General features: G+C 60.3%; 17 protein-coding genes. 5 read left to right on the plus strand and 12 right to left on the minus strand.

The features are described 5' to 3' along the window. Positions 1-44: 44 nt before the first annotated feature. The 3 genes from IMW75_RS04680 to amaB form a co-directional block, all read right to left on the minus strand. Complete coding sequence (locus tag IMW75_RS04680; protein ID WP_045058936.1) at positions 45-1,178, minus strand: branched-chain amino acid ABC transporter substrate-binding protein; 1,134 nt, start codon at positions 1,176-1,178, stop codon at positions 45-47. Positions 1,179-1,542: 364 nt separating this feature from the next. Then, positions 1,543-2,826 carry an L-pipecolate oxidase gene (amaA, locus tag IMW75_RS04685; protein WP_045058935.1) on the minus strand — a complete coding sequence of 428 codons (1,284 nt, stop codon included), beginning with the start codon at positions 2,824-2,826 and terminating at the stop codon, positions 1,543-1,545. A gap of 134 nt (positions 2,827-2,960) precedes the next feature. Next, positions 2,961-4,451, minus strand: a complete 1,491-nt coding sequence (gene amaB, locus IMW75_RS04690) for an L-piperidine-6-carboxylate dehydrogenase (protein ID WP_045058934.1) — start codon at positions 4,449-4,451, stop codon at positions 2,961-2,963. A gap of 175 nt (positions 4,452-4,626) precedes the next feature. Between amaB and IMW75_RS04695 the strand changes: the two genes are divergently transcribed. The 3 genes from IMW75_RS04695 (at position 4,627) to nadE (ending at position 7,825) form a co-directional block, all read left to right on the plus strand. Beyond that, entirely contained in the window at positions 4,627-5,538 is a 912-nt protein-coding gene (locus IMW75_RS04695) for a LysR family transcriptional regulator (RefSeq protein ID WP_045058933.1), read from the plus strand. A gap of 228 nt (positions 5,539-5,766) precedes the next feature. Next, positions 5,767-6,993, plus strand: a complete 1,227-nt coding sequence (pncB, locus tag IMW75_RS04700) for a nicotinate phosphoribosyltransferase (protein ID WP_045058954.1) — start codon at positions 5,767-5,769, stop codon at positions 6,991-6,993. A gap of 4 nt (positions 6,994-6,997) precedes the next feature. Then, on the plus strand, positions 6,998-7,825 hold the full coding sequence (gene nadE / locus IMW75_RS04705; RefSeq protein WP_045058932.1) for an ammonia-dependent NAD(+) synthetase: 828 nt from the start codon (positions 6,998-7,000) through the stop codon (positions 7,823-7,825). 124 nt (positions 7,826-7,949) lie between these two features. On the opposite strand, the gene azu is transcribed toward nadE, so the two are convergent. Next, positions 7,950-8,396: an azurin gene (gene azu, locus IMW75_RS04710; protein WP_045061819.1), complete on the minus strand. Its 447-nt coding sequence runs from the start codon at positions 8,394-8,396 to the stop codon at positions 7,950-7,952. A 341-nt stretch (positions 8,397-8,737) separates the two neighbouring features. On the opposite strand from azu, the gene IMW75_RS04715 reads away from it, so the two are divergent. Next, positions 8,738-9,325, plus strand: a complete 588-nt coding sequence (locus IMW75_RS04715; RefSeq protein ID WP_045061820.1) for an LOG family protein — start codon at positions 8,738-8,740, stop codon at positions 9,323-9,325. 68 nt (positions 9,326-9,393) lie between these two features. Continuing rightward, complete coding sequence (locus IMW75_RS04720) at positions 9,394-9,582, plus strand: hypothetical protein (RefSeq protein WP_045061821.1); 189 nt, start codon at positions 9,394-9,396, stop codon at positions 9,580-9,582. Between the two features lie 184 nt (positions 9,583-9,766). Here the strand turns inward: IMW75_RS04720 and IMW75_RS04725 are convergent, their stop codons facing one another. The 8 genes from IMW75_RS04725 to rpsR form a co-directional block, all read right to left on the minus strand. Continuing rightward, entirely contained in the window at positions 9,767-10,657 is an 891-nt protein-coding gene (locus tag IMW75_RS04725; protein WP_045061822.1) for a transglutaminase family protein, read from the minus strand. Beyond that, positions 10,657-13,143, minus strand: a complete 2,487-nt coding sequence (locus tag IMW75_RS04730) for a circularly permuted type 2 ATP-grasp protein (protein ID WP_205892003.1) — start codon at positions 13,141-13,143, stop codon at positions 10,657-10,659. The genes IMW75_RS04725 and IMW75_RS04730 overlap by 1 nt, the downstream gene beginning before the upstream one ends. Positions 13,144-13,231: 88 nt before the next feature. Beyond that, positions 13,232-16,507, minus strand: a complete 3,276-nt coding sequence (locus IMW75_RS04735; protein ID WP_205892004.1) for a transglutaminase family protein — start codon at positions 16,505-16,507, stop codon at positions 13,232-13,234. A 297-nt stretch (positions 16,508-16,804) separates the two neighbouring features. Continuing rightward, positions 16,805-19,108 carry a YgiQ family radical SAM protein gene (locus IMW75_RS04740; RefSeq protein ID WP_045061825.1) on the minus strand — a complete coding sequence of 768 codons (2,304 nt, stop codon included), beginning with the start codon at positions 19,106-19,108 and terminating at the stop codon, positions 16,805-16,807. A gap of 184 nt (positions 19,109-19,292) precedes the next feature. Continuing rightward, entirely contained in the window at positions 19,293-20,687 is a 1,395-nt protein-coding gene (gene dnaB, locus IMW75_RS04745; protein ID WP_045061826.1) for a replicative DNA helicase, read from the minus strand. A 121-nt stretch (positions 20,688-20,808) separates the two neighbouring features. After that, a complete protein-coding gene (gene rplI, locus IMW75_RS04750) occupies positions 20,809-21,255 on the minus strand; it encodes a 50S ribosomal protein L9 (RefSeq protein ID WP_008035347.1) in 447 nt (148 codons plus the stop codon). A 19-nt stretch (positions 21,256-21,274) separates the two neighbouring features. Further along, complete coding sequence (locus IMW75_RS04755) at positions 21,275-22,168, minus strand: hypothetical protein (protein ID WP_045061827.1); 894 nt, start codon at positions 22,166-22,168, stop codon at positions 21,275-21,277. Between the two features lie 36 nt (positions 22,169-22,204). After that, positions 22,205-22,435 carry a 30S ribosomal protein S18 gene (rpsR, locus tag IMW75_RS04760; protein WP_002551829.1) on the minus strand — a complete coding sequence of 77 codons (231 nt, stop codon included), beginning with the start codon at positions 22,433-22,435 and terminating at the stop codon, positions 22,205-22,207. Positions 22,436-22,459: the final 24 nt, after the last annotated feature.

Below are 22,459 nucleotides of genomic sequence, written 5' to 3' on the forward strand. Positions count from 1 at the left end.
CGCTCCTACAGGGGAACTGTGGATTCAGCCGATCGAGTCAGCCCTTACTTCTGTTTTTCCAGCTGGTGGTATTTGCCATCCTTGTCCCACTGGTAAACCACGTAGTCGGAGACTTTCAGGTCGCCCTTGCTGTCCCAGGTCTTTTCACCCATGACAGTCTTGACCGGGTTCTTCTTCAGCCACTCAGCCGCTTTTTCGCCACTGTTGGACTTGGCGCCGTTGAACGCTGCCGCCAGGGTCTGAACCGAAGCGTAGGCGTACAGGGTGTAGCCTTCAGGCTCGGTGCCAGCTTTGCGGAACGCATCCACCACAGCCTTGCTGTCTGGCAGCAGGCGCGGATCAGCGCCGAAAGTCATCAGCACGCCATCAACGAATTGCGGACCGCCAGCGGTGGTCACCAGTTCGTCGGTCACGATGCCGTCATCGGACATGAACTTGACGTCTTTCAGGCCTTGCTCACGCAGCTGGCGAACCAGAGGACCGGCTTCAGGGTGCAGGCCACCGAAGTAAACGACATCGGCGCCAGCGCCGCGGACTTTGGTAACAATGGTGCTGAAGTCTTTTTCGCCGCGGGTCAGGCCTTCATACAGCACTGGCGTAACGCCGCGCTTGACCAGTTGAGCCTTGGTAGCATCAGCCAGGCCCTGGCCGTAGGTGTCCTTGTCGTGCAGCACGACCACTTTTTTGCCCTTGAGCACATCGACAATGTAATCGCCAGCGACGATGCCCTGCTGGTCGTCACGCCCGCACATACGGAACATGGCGCTCAAGCCGCGCTCGGTCACCTGTGGGTTGGTGGAACCCGGGGTGATGGCGATAATGCCCGCTTCGTCGTAGATCTCGGAAGCCGGGATTGTCGACGAGGAGCAGAAATGGCCGACCACGCCTGCCACTTTCTGGTTGGTCAGGTCCTTGGCGACCGTCACAGCCTGTTTCGGTTCGCAGGCGTCATCGCCCTTCACCAGTACGATTTTTTCCCCGTTGACACCGCCTGCTGCGTTGACCGCATCGGCCGCAGCCTGTGCACCCTTCATGTACTGCTCGCCAAATGCCGCGTTAGCGCCAGTCATGGGACCCGCCACACCGATTTTCACATCAGCTTGTGCAAACGCAGAAACACCCAACGCAGCTGCCACTGCGAGGGCCAGAAAGCCTTTCTTGTAAAACGTCTGGGACATGAGGTGGTGCTCCAAGGTTTTTTTTAGTTGGCACTGCGACTTCACTGAATGCTCAGAGCAAGGGCCGTGCCATCGGTTTTTTATTCTTGAAAAAGTCGCTGAGTTATTGTTATTCCGACTGTTTTGAACCCGTCTTCATTGGGCGTGCAACCGTCTAAACCGCAGAAGGTAAAACCATTAATTCCCGAAGGCGCAACCCGCCCGCGCCATCATTGCAACCGCGACACCAAACGACGTGCAACCAGCCTGTAACATCGTGCGTCACCGAAGTGCACACCGCTGGTGCGGGACTGCTACAACCCGCACCATTACAGGCTAGTCGCTGCTCGAAAAAGCGCCGCTTTTCAGTAACATCTTTCAACAATCAAATGACGATGCGCAGGCACTGGCCTGCGTGATACAGCGAGAAGCCCGCCTCGTAGAGGCAACTGCGTATGCCCACGCCTGTCAGGGGTTGCATGGGTGCAAACGGAATCGGCAACGCCTGAGGATTGCCGTTACACAGGTAATCGGCAAACGCCTTGCCAACCACCGTCCCCGTGGTGACCCCGCGCCCGTTGTATCCGGTGACTGCCACTATTCCGGGCGCTGGTTCGAACAGGCGCATCAGGTGATCCGGGGTGAAGGCGATGCAGCCGGTCCAGGTGCACTCCCACTCCACCGGCTTGAGATAGGGGAAGTAATGCTGCTGTACCCGATCCGCCCACGCCTTGAGGAACCACACCGGCTTTTGATTGCCGTTGCCGAGGCTACCGAGCAGCAGACGCCCGTCTTTATCGCGACGAATACTGCTGAGCACTTGCCGGGTATCCCAGGACCCCTGGCCACCGGGCAGGATCTGTTGCGCGGCTTCTTCAGTCAGCGGGACTGACGCCACCTGGTAGTAATAACCGGGAAAGAAATTACGCCGCAGTTCGGTCCAGTCGCCCTCGGTGTAGGCGTTGGACGCGATGACCACCTGTTCGGCCAACACCGAACCCTGCGCAGTCTGCACCGACCATTTCTGGCCCTGACGCTCCAGCCGAGTCACCGCTGAATGGTCGAACAGCTGCCCGCCCAGGCCAATGGCTGCCTTGGCCAGGCCACTGGTGTAGGCCATCGGGTTAATCGTACCGGCACGCCGATCCAGCAGTGCGGCGGCAATTTTGCGGGTACCGGTGGCTTGCTCGCAGGCCTGGCCTGTCAACAATTCCACAGGCGCGCCGCGACGTTTCCATTGTTCTTCACGACTGCGCAGATCCGCTTCGCCACGGGCGTTATGCGCCATGTGCAGCGTGCCTTCGCGGCGCAATTGGCAATCGATGTTGTACTTGTCGACCAGGCTGAACACCAGGGACGGCGCTGCACCGAGCATGCGATTGAGCTGACTGCCCACTGCCTCGCCGAACCCGGCTTCGATCTCGTCAGGCGGGATCCACATACCGGCGTTGACCAGGCCGACGTTACGCCCGGAACCGCCATGCCCGGCCCGATGCGCTTCCAGCACACAGACCGTCTTGCCCTGCTCCAGCAGATGCACCGCCGCCGACAGCCCGGTGAAGCCCGCGCCAATCACGCAGACATCGGCCTTGACCTCGCCTTTGAGCGAAGCATTGTCGGGCCTTTGCGGCGTCAGTTTTTCCCACAGACATTCTTCGCGTAGCGGCATTGCCAGACTCCAACAGAAACCTAACCAACACATCAAAAGATCGCAGCCTTCGGCAGCTCCTACACAACCGCAGCCAGGCACGATCCTGTAGGAGCTGCCGAAGGCTGCGATCTTTTCAAGCTCACCACCATCACTTAGTCAAACGTGATCCCCTGAGCCAACGGCAACTCCAGCGAATAGTTCACGGTATTGGTCTGGCGACGCATATAACCGCGCCATGCATCCGAGCCCGACTCGCGTCCGCCGCCGGTCTCTTTCTCGCCACCAAATGCGCCACCGATTTCCGCGCCGCTCGGGCCGATGTTGACGTTGGCAATACCACAGTCGCTGCCGACCGCTGACATGAATTGCTCGGCTTCGCGCACGTCAGTGGTGAAGATGCACGAAGACAGGCCTTGAGGCACTGCATTGTTCAGGCGCAAGGCTTCCTCGAAATCCTTGTAACCGACCACGTAGAGAATCGGTGCGAAGGTTTCGCTGCACACTACATCGCTCTGCTCCGGCATCTCGACGATCGCAGGCTGAACGTAATAGGCGTTCGGGTATTGGTCTTCCAGCTGGCGCTTGCCGCCGAATACCCGGCCACCTTCGCTCAAAGCCTGCTCCAGCGCGTCCTGCATGTTCTCGAAGCTGTGCTTGTCGATCAGCGGGCCAATCAGGTTGCCTTCCAGCGGGTTGCCGATGCGCACTTTTGAGTAAGCGGCTTTCAGGCGGGTCACGATCTCTTCTTTGACCGATTCATGGGCAATCAGGCGGCGCAAGGTGGTGCAGCGCTGGCCGGCGGTGCCGACAGCACTGAACAGGATGGCGCGCACGGCCATGTCCAGGTCGGCACTTGGGCCAAGGATCATCGCATTGTTGCCGCCCAGCTCAAGGATGCTGCGGGCAAAACGCGCAGCGATTTTCGGGGCCACTTCGCGGCCCATGCGGGTGCTGCCGGTGGCGCTGACCAACGCCACGCGCGGGTCATCCACCAAGGCTTCACCGGCATCGCGACCGCCAATGATGACCTGGCTCAAATGCGGCGGTGCGTCGCTGAAGTTTTTCAGCACCCGATCAAACAGTGCCTGGCATGCCAGGGCGGTCAGCGGAGTTTTCTCGGACGGCTTCCAGATCACCGGGTTACCGCACACCAGTGCCAGGGTGGTGTTCCAGGCCCAGACGGCCACCGGGAAGTTGAACGCGCTGATCACCCCGACCACGCCCAGCGGATGCCAGGTCTCACGCATGTGGTGGCCCGGGCGCTCGGAGGCGATGGTCAAACCGTACAGCTGTCGTGACAAACCGACAGCGAAATCGCAAATATCGATCATTTCCTGAACTTCACCCAGGCCTTCCTGGGTGATCTTGCCCGCTTCCCACGACACCAGCTCGCCGAGGTCGGCCTTGTATTCGCGAAGAATGTCACCCAGTTGGCGCACCAATTCGCCCCGGCGCGGTGCCGGCACCTTGCGCCACAATTCGAACGCATGATCGGCACGACTGATGTGCTGCTCGACTTCGGCAGCCCCTTCCCAGTTGACGGCAGCAATCTGGCTGCCATCGATCGGTGAGTGCACCGGCACTTTGCCGTTCTGGTACAGGGCCGGGTTTACACCAAGACGATCAAGCAATGCGGCAACCATGGGTCACTCCTCAAACAAAAGACAGAACGTGTGCAGCCGCACGATCACGGCTGATCAGGCCTGTAGTTTTAGCTTTCCGGAGGTTACTCAACAAACGACCTTTAAGAGAGATATCATTCCGTTTATTCATGCTGTGCATTGCTGGCAATAAAGAGACAAGAAGAAAGGATCGCCCATGCTGAACAAACGCTACCTGCCATCGATCACCGCGCTGCAGTGTTTCGAGGCTGTCACCCGGCATTTGAGCTTCACCCGGGCCGCCGAAGAGCTGAACCTGACCCAAAGCGCCGTTAGCAAACAGGTGGCGCAACTTGAAGAGTTATTGCAACACCTGCTGTTTCGCCGGGTGCGTCGCCGCCTGCAGATGACTCCGGCAGGCGATCTGTACTTGGTGGAGGTACGAAAAATCCTCACTCAGGTCGAGATGTCGACCCATTATCTGCGTTCCTACGGTGGAGAAACCGAAGTCCTGCGGGTCTCGACGCCGCCGACCTTTGGCGCGCGCTGGCTGGTGCCGCGCCTGAAAGGCTGGCGCCTGCGGCATCCGTCGATCCATCTGGACCTGTGCAGCGAACAGGAAGCCGATGATTTGCTGCAAGGCCGCAGCGACCTGGCGTTCTACTTTGGCCAAGGGTCACGCCCGGGCACCGAATGCCTGAAGCTGTTCAGCGAGGAGCTGGTTCCGGTGTGTGCCCCGGGCAGCCTTCCGGCCACACCTTTCACCGACCCAACCCAGCTCGCTGACCTGGTCCTGCTGCAAAACGCCTCCCGGCCACAGGCCTGGCACGACTGGTTCGACAGTCAGGGCTATCACACCGAACACAGCTACCACGGGCCGCGCTTCGAAACCTTCTACATGTGCATCCGCGCCGCCCAGGTAGGCTGTGGCGTGGCGTTGTTGCCCAGGTTTCTGGTGGAAGAGGAATTGGCCGACGGCAAACTGGTCATACCCTGGAAGCATGCGATGCCCAGCACTGATTCTTACTACCTGGCATACCCGGAACATTCGGCGGACGTGCCGAAGGTGCGCGATTTCGTGAAGTGGATGCTGGAGCAGATTGATAGCCCGGAAATGCCGCAAAACTGAGGCATCACACCGTCTTCTGCGGGAGCGAGCCTGCTCGCGATAGCGTCGACACATCCGACATTCAGGTGACTGACACACCGCTATCGCGAGCAGGCTCGCTCCCACGGGATCTCCAGCGTCTAAAAAATCGCTGGCAATAACTGCCGTTGATATGCGCCACTAGCCCCATTCATTGAATCAGCTGCAATGTCGCCGCCACAGGCCGCGGCCAGCCTGGAGAACCCCGTTATGAGCGACAGCGTATTTGCCGATCGCATCGTGCAGAACCTGCTCGACACCGACTTCTACAAACTGACGATGATGCAGGCGGTGCTGCACAATTACCCGAACGTGGAAGTGGAATGGGAGTTTCGTTGCCGCAACAGCGAGGATCTGCGCCCGTACCTGGCCGAGATTCGCTTTCAGATCGAGCGCCTCGCCGAGCTGAGCCTGACCGCCGATCAACTGGGTTTCATGGAGCGCATCAGCTTCATGAAACCGGATTTCCTGCGCTTTCTCGGACTGTTTCGTTTCAACCTGCGCTACGTGCACACCGGGATCGAGAACGGCGAGCTGTTCATCCGTCTGCGCGGGCCCTGGCTGCATGTGATTTTGTTCGAAGTACCGCTGCTGTCCATCGTCAGCGAAGTGCGCAACCGCTATCGGTACCGGGAAGTCGTCCTGGAACAGGCGCGCGAGCAGCTTTATCGCAAATTCGACTGGCTGACGGCCAATGCTGCTGCCGATGAGTTATCCGAGCTGCAGGTCGCCGATTTCGGCACCCGCCGCAGGTTTTCCTACCGGGTTCAGGAAGAAGTGGTGAACGTGCTCAAGCACGACTTTCCCGGGCGTTTTGTCGGCACCAGTAACGTCCACCTGTCCCGGGAGCTGGACATGAAGCCCTTGGGCACCATGGCCCACGAATGGATCATGGCGCACCAGCAACTCGGACCGCGCCTGATCGACAGCCAGATTGCCGCGCTGGATTGCTGGGTCCGCGAGTATCGGGGCCTGCTCGGCATCGCACTGACTGACTGCATTACCACCGATGCCTTCCTGGGCGATTTCGACCTGTACTTCGCCAAGCTTTTCGATGGCCTGCGCCACGACTCCGGGGATCCGATAATCTGGGCGGAAAAAGCCATCGCCCACTACCACAAGCTCGGCATCGACCCGATGAGCAAGACCCTGGTGTTCTCCGACAGCCTGACGCTGCCCAAGTCCCTGGAAATATTCCGGGCGCTGCGCGGGCGGATCAATGTCAGCTTTGGCATCGGCACCAACCTGACCTGCGATATTCCAGGGGTTGAACCGATGAGCATCGTGCTTAAAATGGCCGCCTGCAACGGTCAGCCGGTGGCCAAGATTTCCGATGAACCGGGCAAGACCCACTGCAAAGACCCCAACTTCGTCGCCTATTTGCGACACGTTTTCAAAGTTCCTGCCGCCCTTTCCAGCACATCAAGCAAGGAGTGAATTCATGCAGGCCGTACAGCGTGAGATTGCTGAGCAGCTCAAGGTTCAACCACCATTCGCCGACGATGCCGCCCTTGAGGCTGAAGTCGCTCGACGGATCACGTTCATTCAGGATTGCCTGGTCAATTCCGGGCTCAAGGCCCTGGTGCTGGGGATCAGCGGCGGCGTTGATTCCCTCACCGCCGGCCTGTTGGCCCAGCGTGCCATGCGCGAGTTGCGCGACAGCACCGGTGACGACAGCTACAAGTTCATTGCCGTCCGCCTGCCCTACGAGACCCAGTTCGACGAACACGATGCCCAGGCGTCGGTGGATTTCATCGAACCGGATGAGCGCCACACCGTGAACATTGGCCCGGCAGTCAAGGCGCTGGCCAGCGAAGTCGCAGCGTTCGAAGGCAAACACGCGGTGTCGGTCGACTTTGTGCTGGGCAACACCAAGGCGCGTATGCGCATGGTCGCCCAATACACCATCGCCGGCGCGGCCCATGGCCTGGTGATCGGCACTGACCATGCGGCGGAAGCGGTGATGGGATTCTTCACCAAGTTTGGTGACGGCGCCTGCGACCTGGCGCCACTGAGCGGGCTGGTGAAAAACCAGGTGCGCAGCATCGCCCGCAGCTTTGGCGCACCGGAATCGCTGGTGGAGAAGATCCCCACTGCCGATCTCGAGGACCTGTCCCCGGGCAAGCCGGATGAGGCGTCCCATGGGGTGACCTATGCCGAAATTGATGCTTTTCTGCATGGCGAGCCGGTACGTGAGGAAGCGTTCAGGATTATTTGTGAAACGTACAACAAGACCCATCACAAGCGAGTGATGCCGTTCGCGCCTTGAATGCGGCGGCGCCTGTACCGGCGCCATCGCGGGCAAGGCTTGCCCGCGATGAACGCTGACGCGGTCAAAGGCCAGGCACAAAAAAAAGCGTCCGCAATGGACGCTTTTTTTGAAGCTGATTCGCTTACTTCAGTGTAACCGTGCCTTTCATCATCGAGATGTGGCCCGGGAACGAGCAGAAGAAACCGTATTTCTCATCCGCACTCAGCTTCGACACATCAAAAGTCACCGAATCGGTTTCCTTGGCGCCGATGATCTTGGTGTGGGCGATGATGCGGGTGTCGCCGTCTTTCAGGTAGTTCTTGTCGATACCGGCAGCCAGGCCATCGGTGGCGATCGGCTGCATGTCAGCTTCTTTACTCAGCACCCAGTTATGACCCATGACGTTCTTCGGCAAGCTGCCAGAGTGGGTCAACTCGACGGTGAAGGTTTTGCAGCTCTTGTCGATCTCAATGGCCTTGCTGTTGAAGGTCATCTGGTCGGTGGAGTCGATGGTGGTCTTGCACTCGGCAGCCATCAGTTGGCTGCTGGCCAGTGTCAGCAGGGATACCGCAACAAGTTTGGCAAACATGGTGAATCTCCAAGGCAGGGTTAACAAAAGTGCGAATGGACAGAAGACTGCCTGAAAACTGCGCAAGTTCCTATGACCTGAATCAAAAATTGTATACAACTTTCGGGCTATGACACCGATCGAAACAATCTACCAGCCAGATGCCTGGCCCGGCCCTATCATCGGTCCATCGCCACCTACCTGGAATCCGTCATGACCCTCAATAGCCTGTTGTGCAGCCTGCTTGCCGCGTATGCCTGTGGTGCCAGCGGCAGTTACGAAACCCCTGCCCGCGACCTTTAACCCTTGGATCGCTAACGCCGTGCCTTTACCCTGTGGTCATCGTGACCGTGGAGCAAAGCATGTCATTAGCATCCGTTTGTGTTTTCTGCGGTGCCAGCACTGGCACCCACCCGGCTTATCGTGAAGCGGCTATCGCCCTTGGGCGCGCCATCGCCGAACGCAAGCTGACCCTGGTATACGGCGGTGGTGCCGTGGGTTTGATGGGGATAGTCGCGGATGCCGCCCTGGCAGCCGGCGGGGAAGTCATTGGTATCATTCCGCAAAGTCTCAAGGACAAGGAAATCGGCCACAGCGGCCTGACTCGCCTGGAAGTGGTTGACGGCATGCATGCGCGCAAGGCGCGGATGGCCGAGCTGAGCGATGCTTTCATCGCGCTGCCCGGCGGCCTCGGCACCCTGGAAGAACTGTTCGAGGTCTGGACCTGGGGCCAGCTCGGCTATCATGCAAAACCGCTCGGCCTGCTCGAAGTGAACGGTTTCTACAGCAAATTGACTGGTTTTCTTGATCATATCGTCGGCGAAGGCTTCGTTCGCGAAGCGCACCGTGACATGCTGCAAACGAGCGAATCGCCGCAAACCCTGCTCGACGCACTGGATGCCTGGCACCCGGTGGTCACGCCAAAATGGGCCGAGCAAAAACCCAGCTAACGGCTCGGGCCCGATACAGGGCAGAATATGCGCCGCTCAACCTCACCTTCGACCCAAGAGGATCGCCCATGGCTAAACCTAATTATTCCTTCGCCAAACGTCAGAGAGACTTGGCCAAGGAGCAGAAGAAAGAGGAAAAGCTTCAGCGCAAGAAAGCTACAGCTGAAGAAGAAGCAGCAGCACTGAACCCGGATGCCGAAGGTGAAGTGGCTACAGACGAAACCGCAGCACCGAAAGATCAGGCGCCTGACGCCTGAGACCCTCAGGGCCGGATGATCTGATCAGGCCCACCGGATCTGTGTCCAGGGTTGGCAGCAGTGCTGCTGACCCTGTAGGAGCTGCCGAAGGCTGCGATCTTTTGATCTTGCTCTTCAAATGTTCTGGAGACGCTCAAGATCAAAAGATCGCAGCCTTCGACAGCTCCTACCGGGGGGATGCGCGTTAATCCAGCGGCATCACCGTGACCCGAACTTCGGGGTCATGATTGCCCCCGCCCAGAATTACCCCGCGCAACGGCGACACATCCGAAAAATCCCGGCCCCAGGCCAGGGTGATGTGCTCCAGTGCCGGCTGCACGTTGTTGGTCGGATCAAAATCGACCCAACCCAGTACCGGACAAAATACCGAAACCCAGGCATGCGAGGCGTCGGCGCCGATCAGGCGTGGCTGGCCGGGTGGTGGCTGAGTCAGCAGGTACCCGCTGATGTAACGCGCTGCCAGGCCTCGGGAGCGCACGCACGCGAGCATCAGGTGGGCGAAGTCCTGGCAAACCCCTCGCCGCCGCTCCAGGACCTCCACCAGAGGCGTGGCGACCTGGGTCGCTTCGGCATCGAAGGTGAACTCGCTGAAAATCTTCTCCATCAATGCCTGAACGCCAAGCAGCAACGGCCTGCCCGGCGCAAAACAACTTTCCGAGAACTCGACGAAGTTGCGCTTCAAGTGCACATAGGGCGATTCGAACCGGTAACGGCAGGCTTCCAGTATCTCGCGGGAAAGCGGCTGGCTGCTGTAGGTCAGCGCGCTGCGGGTATCTTCCCATGCGGGGGAGCGGTTGAAGTCCAGCATCGGCCGGGCCGTCACTTCAATGGTCAGGCTGGCATTGACCAGCAATTCGTCGTGGGGGCGCTCGAACGCCAGGCGGGTCAGCGGATTGCCGAACACGTCCAGTTCATCCCGGCGTGAGGTGGGATCGGGACTGATCTGCAAACGCTGATCCGTGCAATGCTGCCAGGCGCAAGGCCGTGGCCACAGGTGCGCCAGCTGCTGGGCGAGCGACACCGGGCTGTCGTAGTGATAGTGGGTGTCGTGAAAAATCTGGTAATGGGCGCTCATCAGACGGACACCGTACGCTGGCTGACATCATCGACATGGGCGAAATGCCGCAGTGCCAGGCGATCGGAGGCCTGGCCGCTGGCTTCGGCGATTTCCTGCAGCAGATCGGCCAGGCCTTCGACGGCGGCGCGTACGCTGGCTTCGCCAAACAGCGAGTTTTGCAGGCACCCCAGGTCGAACCGGGCCAGGCGCTCGACCAGTTGCGGCAAACCGGTCTCACGTGGCGCACCGAAATCGTCATTCAGTCGCTTGAGGGTACGATTGACCAGCTTCAACTGGAACAGCACGGCATGGGGGTTCTGCTCGTCCAGGAGCAACAGGTCCAGTACCGGGAGCAGTTGCGCCACCGCCAGATACCGCGAGCGATAAGTGATGCTGCTGTTGCCCAGTTCCAGCAGCCATTCCAGGCCCGCCTGATCAAAAGGACCGGCGCCGCGCAGGAAGGCGGCAAGGCTGGCGCTGAGAAATTGCAGCCGTTCGATGCGCCGACCGATCATCAGAAAGCGCCATCCCTCATCGCGGGTCATGTCGTCCAGGGCAAAACCCGACAGCGCGGCCAGGGACATCACCAGTCGGTTGAGAAAGTCCAGCAGCTCACCGAAGTCAGGCTCGGCGGTTTCCAGTTCCATGGCTTCGCGTTGCAGCTCCACCAGGGCCTGCCAGTTTTCCCGCGAGAGCTTGCCGCGCACCTGCGAGGCTGCCCACTGCAATCGCTGCAGGTTGGAGCGCAGGCTGAACGACCAGTCATCCCCGAGCAGCGCGGCAAGCAGGCGTTCCTGCAGTTCGCCCTCATCGGGCAACAGCATCAGGCGTTCTCCAAGATCGACTGCGGCTTGCAGCGCTTGCGGATCGTCGCCATCGACATAACGAGCGAGCATGATGCGCAGCAACCGGGCGCTGTCATCACAGCGTTCGCAATAGCGACCGAACCAGAACAGGTTTTCCACCACCCGCGACGGCAGGTAGGGGTCGCGACGAACCAGGTCATGCACCCCTATCGTGCGTCGGGTTTTCCATTGTTCGCCGGTGGGTGGACGATCGCCCAGCACCCAGGTGTCCTTGCTGGCGCCGCCCCGTTGCATCGACACCACTTCGGCGTCCGCGTCGGCGGCGACCCGGGTCAAACTGCCAGGTAAAACGCGATAACCCTCATTGCTGGCGACCGCATACATGCGCATGCCGATGGCACGAGGTTGCAACTGGCCGTCTTCAGCCTGCCACACCGGGGCCTGGGATAACTGCGCAAGTTCTTGCGCCACATAAGCGTAAGGGCGCGCCTGCATGCGCTCGGCAAGCTCTTCGCGCTGTTTTTCACTCAGGTCGCGGCCAAACACCGGGGTAAAACTCTGGGATGGAAAGGCCGGCTTGATCAGTAGTTCGGGCAGCTTCTCCAGTGCCTGCGCCAGCACCGGCGCCTCGCCGCACCACCAAGTGGCGATGGACGGCAGTATCAGCTCCTCACCAAACAGGAACTGACTGATCCGCGGCAGAAAGCCGAGCAGGCCCGGCGACTCCAGCACGCCGCTGCCGAGCGCATTGGCCACCAGCACCCGGCCCTGCCGCACCGCCTCGAGCAATCCTGGCACGCCAAGGGCTGAATCGGTGCGCAATTCGAGCGGGTCGCAGAAGTCATCATCCAGCCGGCGCATGATCGCGTGCACGCGGCGCAAACCGCTCAGTGTCTTCAGGTAGACCGTGGCATCGCGCACCGTGAGGTCACCACCTTCCACCAGCGGATAGCCGAGTTGCCGCGCCAGGTAGAGATGCTCGAAATAGCTTTCATTAAAACGGCCGGGCGTCAGCAACACGATCAGCGGCGCCTCGGCGTCGCTCGGCGCCTGGCGCGCCAGGGTCTCCTGCAGCGTGCGGAAGAAACCGGCCAGGTGCTGCACCTTCAGGTCACGGTACAACTCCGGGAACGCGCGCGACACGATGGTGCGGTTCTCCAGCGCATAACCCGCGCCAGAAGGTGCCTGGGTGCGGTCCGCCGTTACCCACCAGCGACCATCCGGCGTACGCGCCAGATCGACGGCATACAGGTGCAAAAAAGCCCCGTCAGGCGGCTTGATGCCCTGGCAGGGCCAGAGGAAATTGTTGTGGCCGAACACCAGCTCGGCCGGCAACAGCCCCTCGGCAATCAAGCGTTGCGGGCCATACAGGTCTGCCAGCACGGCATTGAGCAGGCGCGCGCGCTGGGCGATGCCGGCCGACAATTGCTGCCACTCATCGACGGCGATTACATGCGGCAGCAAGTCCAGTTCCCACGGCCGATCCGCGCCTTTGGGGTCGGCGTAGACGTTGTAGGTCACACCGTTTTCGTGGATCTGCCGGGTCAACAGGGCCTGACGCTGCATCAATTGCGCAGGGGTGCTGCGCTGCAATTGGTCGAACAACCGACGCCAATGCGCGCGCACGGCTCCGCTGTCGTCGAGCAGTTCGTGGTAATTGCCCGCCGTCGGCGGGTAGCGGTCAAGCAGGTCAGGCATGGAAAGCTCGGCAGACAGCAAGGAACGGTCAGACTAACGCACGCTCATGACACCCGGATAGACGAAAAACCCGGGCGTCGCGTACGGTTCAAAAACGTCGTAAATCGAGCGTCATTGGCAGCTCGTCGTTGATATCCAGAAGGGGCACCGGCAGTTTTCCGGGGCTGTGGCCGATACGGAAGAACCGCGCCATGCGCCGGCTCTCGGCTTCGTTCGCGTTCACCGGCAAGCTGTCGTAGTTGCGTCCTCCCGGATGAGCCACGTGGTACTGGCAACCGCCCAGTGAGCGTTGCATCCAGGTGTCGAGCAAGTCGAACACCAATGGCGCGTGAACCGGGATGGTTGGCTGCAGGCAGTTGGCCGGTTGCCAGGCGCGAAAACGCACGCCGGCGACAAACTCGCCGACTCGTCCGGTCGGTTGCAGGGGCACGGCAACGCCATTGCAGGTCAGCAGGTAGCGCTGTGGCGGCAAGCCGCTGAGCTTGACCTGCAGGCGCTCCAGGGATGAGTCGACATAGCGCACGGTGCCACCAGGCGCGCCCTCCTCGCCCAACACATGCCAGGGTTCCAGCGCCTGACGCACCTCCAGTTCGATACCGCTGACCGCGTAGTCGCCCACTTTGGGAAAGCGAAATTCCAGGTGTGCGGCGAACCACTCGGCACGCACGGGATAACCGGCCGAATTCAGGTCGAGGATAACGTCGGCAAAATCCTGTTCGATGAAGTGCGGCAACAGGAAACGGTCGTGCAGTTCGGTGCCCCAGCGCGCCAGTTTCGGCGGCGCATAGGGTTCACGCCAGAATCGTGCGACCAGCGCCCGCAGCAGCAGCTGTTGGGTCAGGCTCATGCGCGCATGGGGTGGCATTTCAAAGGCGCGCAGCTCCAGCAAGCCCAGGCGGCCGGTTGCGCCATCCGGGGAATACAGCTTGTCGACGCAGAACTCGGCACGGTGCGTGTTGCCCGTCACGTCGATCAGCAGGTTTCGCAGTAACCGGTCCACCAGCCACGGCGCACACTCTTCGCCAGGCTCGGGCATCTGCGCAAAGGCGATCTCCAGTTCATACAACGCATCGTTGCGCGCCTCATCGACTCGCGGCGCTTGCGACGTGGGGCCGATGAACAGTCCCGAGAACAGGTAGGACAGGGAAGGATGGTTATGCCAGTAGCTGATCAGGCTGCGCAGCAGGTCCGGACGCCGCAGGAACGGCGAGTCGGCCGGCGTCGCACCACCCAGGACAAAATGGTTGCCGCCGCCGGTTCCGGTGTGGCGGCCATCGATCATGAATTTTTCGGTGGTCAGGCGAGTCTGGCGCGCCTGTTCGTAAAGAAACTCGGTTCGTTCGACCAGTTCGTCCCAGGTGGCAGAAGGCTGGACGTTGACTTCGATCACACCCGGATCAGGCGTGATGCGGAAGTTGCTCAGGCGCGGATCGCTCGGCGGCTCGTAGCCTTCCAGCAACACCGGGCAATGCAACTCCTCTGCGGTGGCCTCGATGGCGGCGACCAGTTCCAGATAGTCCTCGGCCCGTTCCAGAGGCGGCATGAACAGGTACAGTCGACCCTCGCGCGCTTCGGCACAGAAGGCGGTGCGGGTCAGCCAGTCGGCGGATTCGTCTAGCTTTGGCGCGCGCTCCTCGACCACTGCCGGTTGGTCCTGGCCTTGCAACTGAGCCGAGTCGGGCAACTGCGGGAAATCCTGGTTCGGATCCCGGGGATGGATAAATGGATACTCTGCAGCCTTGACCCAGGGTTGCGAGCCCAGCGGCAAGCGGTACCCCAGGGGTGAGTCACCGGGTACCAGCCGGCAATGCTCATCGCGCAGGTACCAGCGACCGCTTTGCCACTGGTCACCCTTGGCAGTACGTGCCAGGGGAAGAACCTGTCCGATGACCTTATCCAGGCCCTGGCTGAAGACCTTGCGCAGGCGCGCCCGCTCCAAGGGCTCTTCCAGGCGCGAATCTTCGGCGCTGACGTTCTGGGGCAACGTGCCTTCGCGCCAGAGGTAATAGAAATTGTCTTCGTAGGCAGGAAACACAAAGCGCGTGGGAATTTTCAGACGTTCAGCCACGCTTGCCAGGAAACGCCCGGCCAGTTCGCCGTCAGCGCCGTAGTCCTCCTGCTCGTCGGCAATCAACGCGCCGTTGCTCCAGATCGGCACGCCGTCGCGACGCCAGTAGCAGTTCAACGACCAGCGCGGCAGTTGCTCACCGGGGTACCACTTGCCCTGGCCAAAATGCACAAGGCCATTGGGTGCGTAGTGCTTGCGCATGCGCTCGAACAGTTCAGCCGACAGGCGCCGCTTGTCCGGACCGAGCGCGGCGGTGTTCCACTCCGCGCCGTCCGGGTCGTCGATGGAGACAAAGGTCGGCTCGCCGCCCATGGTCAGGCGTACGTCACTTTCCAGCAGGTCTGCATCGATCTGGCGACCCAGGGCCTGAATTGCCAGCCATTGGTCTTCGGTGTAGGGCCGGGTGACGCGAGGCGCTTCCCAGATGCGCTCAACGGACATCTCATGGGTAAATTCGCATTCGCACGGTTCCACCAGGCCGCTGATCGGGGCCGCAGAGCCCGGATCGGGACTGCAGGCCAACGGAATGTGGCCTTCGCCGGCAAACAGCCCGGAGGTGGCGTCCAGGCCGATCCAGCCGGCACCCGGCAAATAGACTTCACACCAGGCATGCAGGTCGGTGAAATCCACCTCGGTGCCGGAAGGACCATCGAGACTTTTCACATCGGCGGTCAGCTGGATCAGATACCCGGACACGAAACGCGCCGCGAGGCCAAGGTTGCGCAACAGTTGCACCAACAGCCAGGCGGAGTCGCGGCAGGAACCGCTCGCGTGTTCGAGCGTGTGCTCGGGCGTCTGCACACCCGGCTCCATGCGAATCAGGTAGCCAATGTCTTCGCTCAAGCGCTGGTTGAGGCCGACCAGGAAGTCGACGCTGGGCAAGGGTGTGCGGTCGATGCCGTCGAGGTAGGCCTTGAACTTCGGTGTGAGCGGCAGGGTTTCCAGGTACGGCGCCAGTTCCTTGCGCTCGTCGGCTGCATAGGTGAACGGGATTTTCTCGGCATAGGGCTCGAGGAAAAAGTCGAAGGGATTGAAGACGGCCATCTCCGCCAGCAGATCGACTTCGATACGCAGCTCTTCGGTTTTTTCCGGAAACACCAACCGCGCCAGGTAATTGCCCTGGGGGTCCTGCTGCCAGTTGATGAAGTGCTGCTCGGGCGAGACTTTCAGCGCATAGGACAAGATCCGCGTGCGACTGTGGGCGGCCGGGCGCAGCCGCACAATCTGCGGTCCGAGTTCGACGGCGCGGTCGTAGCGGTAATGCGTGACGTGATGCAATGCGACATGTATCGACACGGCGTGCCTCCTGCGAGCCTTAAGCGTATTCGAAAGCGCGCAAGACTTATGCCATCCAGCAGCGCTGGCGCTTTCACAGATTTGCTTAGGGCAGTACAGCACCAAAATCGGGCGATGCGGGAATTTGGTTGGGAGTGATTGCACGCAAATGTGGCGAAGATCAAAAGATCGCAGCCTTCGGCAGCTCCTACAGGGGTACGCATTCCAACTGTAGGAGCTGCCGAAGGCTGCGATCTTTGATCTTCAAACGCAAAACGCCAACCCGAAGGTTGGCGTTCTGTTAGCTGCTTTAAGCGTTTAGCGCGGCACAACCGGCTTGCGCGCGGGCTTGGGGCCTTTGCCTTTGGCCGCGTCCTTGCGCTCCTTGGCCGCTTGCTGATTGCGGGCAAACGCCGCAGCCTTGGCCTGTTCACGCTTGTCCCACGGGTTGGCGCCATCGCTGGCACGCGGTGGCAGGCCAGTGTGCTGGGTAAGAATCTTGGTGGTCTTCTCCCCCGCCACTTTATGGCTACCCGCCGGCGTCGAGTTCTTGCGACGAGCGCTCTGGTAACTGTCGGTGGCCGGCTGATGTAGCGGGATCAACTGGTTCTTGCCCGGGCCGATCAGGTCGGCGCGGCCCATGCGGGTCAGCGCTTCACGCAGCATCGGCCAGCCCTTCGGGTCGTGATAACGCAAGAACGCCTTGTGCAGGCGACGCTGCTCTTCGCTTTTGACGATGGTCACGGCGTCGCTTTTGTAGGTGACCTTGCGCAGCGGGTTCTTGCCCGAGTGGTACATCGCGGTGGCGGTGGCCATCGGCGACGGGTAGAACGCCTGCACCTGGTCGGCCCGGAAGCCGTTGCCCTTGAGCCACAGGGCCAGGTTCATCATGTCTTCATCGGTGGTGCCCGGGTGGGCAGCGATGAAGTATGGAATCAGGTACTGCTCTTTCCCGGCTTCCTTGGAGTACTTCTCGAACATGCGCTTGAACTTGTCATAGCTGCCAATGCCCGGCTTCATCATCTGGTTGAGCGGACCTTCCTCGGTATGTTCCGGGGCGATCTTCAGGTAACCACCAACGTGGTGGGTCACCAGTTCCTTGACGTATTCCGGCGACTCGACCGCAAGGTCGTAGCGCAGGCCGGAAGCGATCAGGATCTTCTTCACACCCGGCAGCGCACGGGCGCTGCGATACAGCTGGATCAGCGACGAGTGATCGGTGTTCAGGTTCGGGCAGATGCCCGGGAACACGCACGACGGCTTGCGGCACGCGGATTCGATTTCCGGCGTCTTGCAGGCAATGCGGTACATGTTCGCAGTCGGGCCGCCGAGGTCGGAAATGACGCCGGTGAACCCTGGCACCTTGTCGCGGATCTCTTCGATTTCGCGAATGATCGACTCTTCGGAACGGTTCTGGATGATCCGGCCTTCGTGCTCGGTGATCGAGCAGAAGGTACAGCCGCCGAAGCAGCCACGCATGATGTTCACCGAGAAGCGGATCATGTCGTAGGCAGGAATTTTTTCCTTGCCGTAGGCCGGGTGCGGAATGCGCGCATAGGGCATGCCGAACACGTAGTCCATTTCTTCGGTGGTCATCGGAATCGGCGGCGGGTTGAACCAGACGTCGACTTCGCCGTGCCTCTGTACCAGGGCACGGGCGTTACCCGGGTTGGTTTCCAGGTGCAACACACGGTTGGCGTGGGCGTACAGAACCGCATCACCACGGACTTTTTCTACCGATGGCAGGCGGATGACGGTCTTGTCACGGGTCATGCGCGGGCTGGCCAGGATCTGCACGACCTTGGCTTCACTTGGATCTTCAACCGGCCCCTTTTCTTGCTCGATGGCGCAGGCCTGGGTGTCCTGGGTGTTCACGTACGGGTTGATGATCTTGTCAATCTTTCCCGGACGGTCAATGCGCGTGGAGTCGACTTCGTACCAGTCCTTCGGGGTGTCGCGACGGATGAACGCAGTGCCACGCACGTCGGTGATGTCTTCGATCTTGTGCCCGTAGGACAGACGCTGGGCGACTTCGACGATCGCACGCTCGGCGTTGCCGTAGAGCAGGATGTCGGCGCAGGCGTCGATCAGGATCGAGTTGCGTACCCGGTCCTGCCAATAGTCGTAATGGGCGATGCGGCGCAGAGAGGCTTCGATGCCGCCGAGTACGATCGGTACGTTTTTGTAGGCTTCCTTGCAGCGCTGGCTGTACACCAGGCTTGCGCGGTCCGGACGTTTGCCCGCCAGGCCGCCAGGTGTATAGGCGTCATCTGAACGGATTTTCTTGTCGGCGGTGTAGCGGTTGATCATCGAATCCATGTTGCCGGCCGCGACGCCGAAGAACAGGTTCGGCTCGCCGAGCTTCATGAAATCGTCTTTGGACTGCCAGTTCGGCTGGGCAATGATCCCGACGCGGAAGCCCTGGGACTCCAGCAGCCGGCCGATGATTGCCATGCCGAACGACGGATGGTCAACGTAGGCATCACCGGTGACTATGATGATGTCGCAGGAATCCCAGCCAAGCTGATCCATCTCCTCCCTGCTCATTGGCAGGAATGGCGCTGGGCCGAAACATTCGGCCCAGTACTTGGGATAGTCAAATAACGGCTTGGCTGTTTGCATGACGATGACCGGTGTTGAGATGAAAAATCGCGGGCGCGGAATATAGCACAAAATTTAACCAATTCCGACGGTAATGGTCGGAAATTACGTCGCCGCCATCGCGGGCAAGCCCGCTCCCACAGGTTCGGTGAGATTCTCTCGGGAGCGGGCTTACCCGCGATGAGGCCCTCTCAGGCGCTACAGCTTATTCGTCGTCGAAGTTGTAGCTACCCGGCGCGAGGTTTTCGAAGCGGGTGTACTTGCCGATAAACGCCAGGCGCGACGTGCCGATCGGGCCGTTTCGCTGCTTGCCGATGATGATCTCGGCGATGCCCTTGTGCTCGGTCTCAGGGTGATAAACCTCATCCCGATACACGAACATGATGACGTCAGCATCCTGCTCGATCGCTCCGGATTCCCGAAGGTCGGAGTTGATCGGGCGTTTGTTCGGACGTTGTTCCAAAGACCGGTTGAGCTGGGACAAAGCCACCACCGGGCAATTGAATTCCTTGGCCAGGGCCTTGAGGGAACGGGAGATCTCGGAAATCTCGTTGGTCCGGTTATCGCCACCGGAACCTGGAATCTGCATCAATTGCAGGTAGTCGATCATGATCAGGGCGACATCGCCGTGCTCACGCACCAGGCGCCGGGTACGCGCACGCATCTCCGACGGGCTGATACCGGCCGTATCGTCGATGAACAGCTTGCGGTCGTTGAGCAGGTTGACTGCCGAGGTCAGGCGCGGCCAGTCATCGTCGTCGAGGCGACCGGCACGGACCTTGGTCTGGTCGATACGCCCCAGAGACGACAACATACGCATGATCAGCGATTCACCTGGCATCTCCAGCGAGTACACCAGCACGCACTTGTCGCTGCGCAGCACGGCGTTTTCCACCAGGTTCATCGCAAAGGTGGTTTTACCCATGGATGGACGGCCGGCGACGATGATCAAGTCAGACGGCTGCAGGCCGCTGGTCATGCCGTCGAGGTCGGTGTACCCGGTGGACAGGCCGGTAATCGCGTTGTCGGTATTGAACAAGGTGTCGATGCGGTCGATGGCCTTGGTTAGCAGGTCATTCACGCTCACCGGGCCGCCGGTTTTTGGCCGGGCCTCGGCGATCTGGAAGATCTGCCGTTCCGCTTCGTCGAGAATCTCTTCTGCCGTGCGGCCTTCCGGGTTGAAGGCACTGTCGGCAATTTCAGAAGCAATGCCGATCAGTTGACGCAAGGTCGCCCGTGCGCGAACGATCTGCGCATACGCCTTGATGTTGGCGACGGATGGCGTGTTCTTCGCCAGTTCACCCAGGTAACCGAGGCCGCCGACCTGCGAGGTCTGACCTTCCTTGTCCAATTGCTCGGCAAGGGTCACGACGTCGATCGGCGAGTTCTGGTCAGCCAGCTTGGCGATCGCGCGGAAGATCAGGCGGTGGTCATGCCGATAAAAATCGCCATCCGAAACTTGATCGAGCACGCGTTCCCAGGCGTTGTTGTCCAGCATCAGACCACCGAGCACAGCCTGTTCGGCCTCGATGGAATGCGGCGGCACCTTCAGGGCAGCGGTTTGCAGATCGTATTGCTCAGGAGCGGAGATATCGTTCATGGCCACTTGAATAGGTTTGTGAAAAACAGGAACTGCAGAAAGACAAAGGGCACGACCTGTGAACAGGATCGTGCCCGATGTTACCGGCAAGCACCCGAGGGTGCCAGCCGACAAGTGCTGCTTAAGCTGCTACCACGACAACGCGTACGGTGGCTTCAACTTCGGCGTGCAGGTGCACGGCTACGTCGAATTCGCCTACGTTGCGGATGGTGCCGTTCGGCAGACGAACTTCGCTTTTTGCAACTTCAACGCCAGAGGCGGTCAGTGCATCAGCGATGTCGTGGGTGCCGATCGAACCGAACAGCTTGCCTTCGTCACCAGCGGTGGCAGTGATAGTCACTTCCAGCTCAGCCAGTTGGGCGGCACGGCTTTCAGCCGAAGTTTTACGGTCTGCTGCGGCTTTTTCCAGCTCAGCGCGACGCTCTTCGAACGCAGCCAGGTTGGCTGGGGTCGCAGCGGTAGCTTTGCCGTAAGGCAGCAGGTAGTTACGACCGTAACCAGCCTTAACGTTCACTTTGTCACCCAGGTTGCCCAGGTTGGTGACTTTTTCCAGAAGGATCAGTTGCATGTGAAAATCCTCTTAACTTTTAACCTTCACCGTTCGCGCTATCGGCGTCTTTCGGCGCCAGACGACCGCGAAAATCAATCAGGCTGTCGACGATGGCCAAGACCACCAGCAACGGATAGATCAGCTGCATGAACAGCAACAGCGTGACGTACAACCCCACCAGCCAGAACCTGGCCAATCGCTTCTGCGCTACCAGCCCATGCATCAGGGACAGTGCGGCAAACACCAGCGGTACGCTGCACAACGGCGTCAGCATGGCCATCTGTGGACCGATGTTCGGCCCCAGAAGCATGCACGCCAGCAGCAACATCGCTGGTAGAAGCGGGAATCGGATGGCGCGAAATTCGCGACCAAAACCACCCGGGTTGTACAACAACGCCTGCCAGTAGCGCCCGACAATCAGGCTCAGCACACTGACGATTTGCAACAAGGCCGCAATCAGGCCGGTCAGGACCGGTGCAATCAGGGACGCAAAATGCGCTTGCTCGTCTACCGACAACTTCTGGTAGACATCACCGAGTAGCGACGGCATGACCTTTATCAAGGCCTGCGCCAGCATCTCGATCTGGGGACCAAAAGCGATCCCCAGCACCACTGAAAACACCACTCCCATCGCTATGCTGACCAGCAGCACGCGGTTCCAGGACTCACTTGCGCGCAAAACCAACGCAAGGCTCCAAGACCCCAGCAACACCAGAAGTGAGCGAGGGTCATCGGCATAAAGCCACCAGACCAGGGCCGGCAGCAGTCCCAGAGCAAGAACGCTCGTCGCGTCCTTCAATCCGCGCCGCAGGAGCACGAAGCATCCCGCAGCAGCACCCAACCAATACAACAACGGCAATGCCGCGCATCCAGCCACTACCAGAGTGGCCTGCATACGGCCGCGCATGATGAACTCAGCTATGGCACGCATGCATTCAATCCTTTGCTACGAGTCGACTGCCCGGTCTCAGCGGCCGTGGCTGTCGGTGTAGGCCAGCAGGGCCAGGAAGCGGGCGCGCTTGATAGCGGTGGCCAGCTGACGCTGATAACGAGCTTTGGTACCGGTGATGCGGCTTGGAACAATTTTGCCGGTCTCGGATACGTAGGCTTTCAGAGTGTTGAGATCTTTGTAATCGATCTCTTTCACGTCTTCAGCGGTGAAGCGGCAGAATTTACGACGACGGAAGAAACGTGCCATGTAATAGGCTCCTCAAAAGGTCCG

Origin of the sequence: Pseudomonas gregormendelii (assembly GCF_017114825.1) — a bacterium.
GTDB lineage: Bacteria > Pseudomonadota > Gammaproteobacteria > Pseudomonadales > Pseudomonadaceae > Aquipseudomonas > Aquipseudomonas gregormendelii.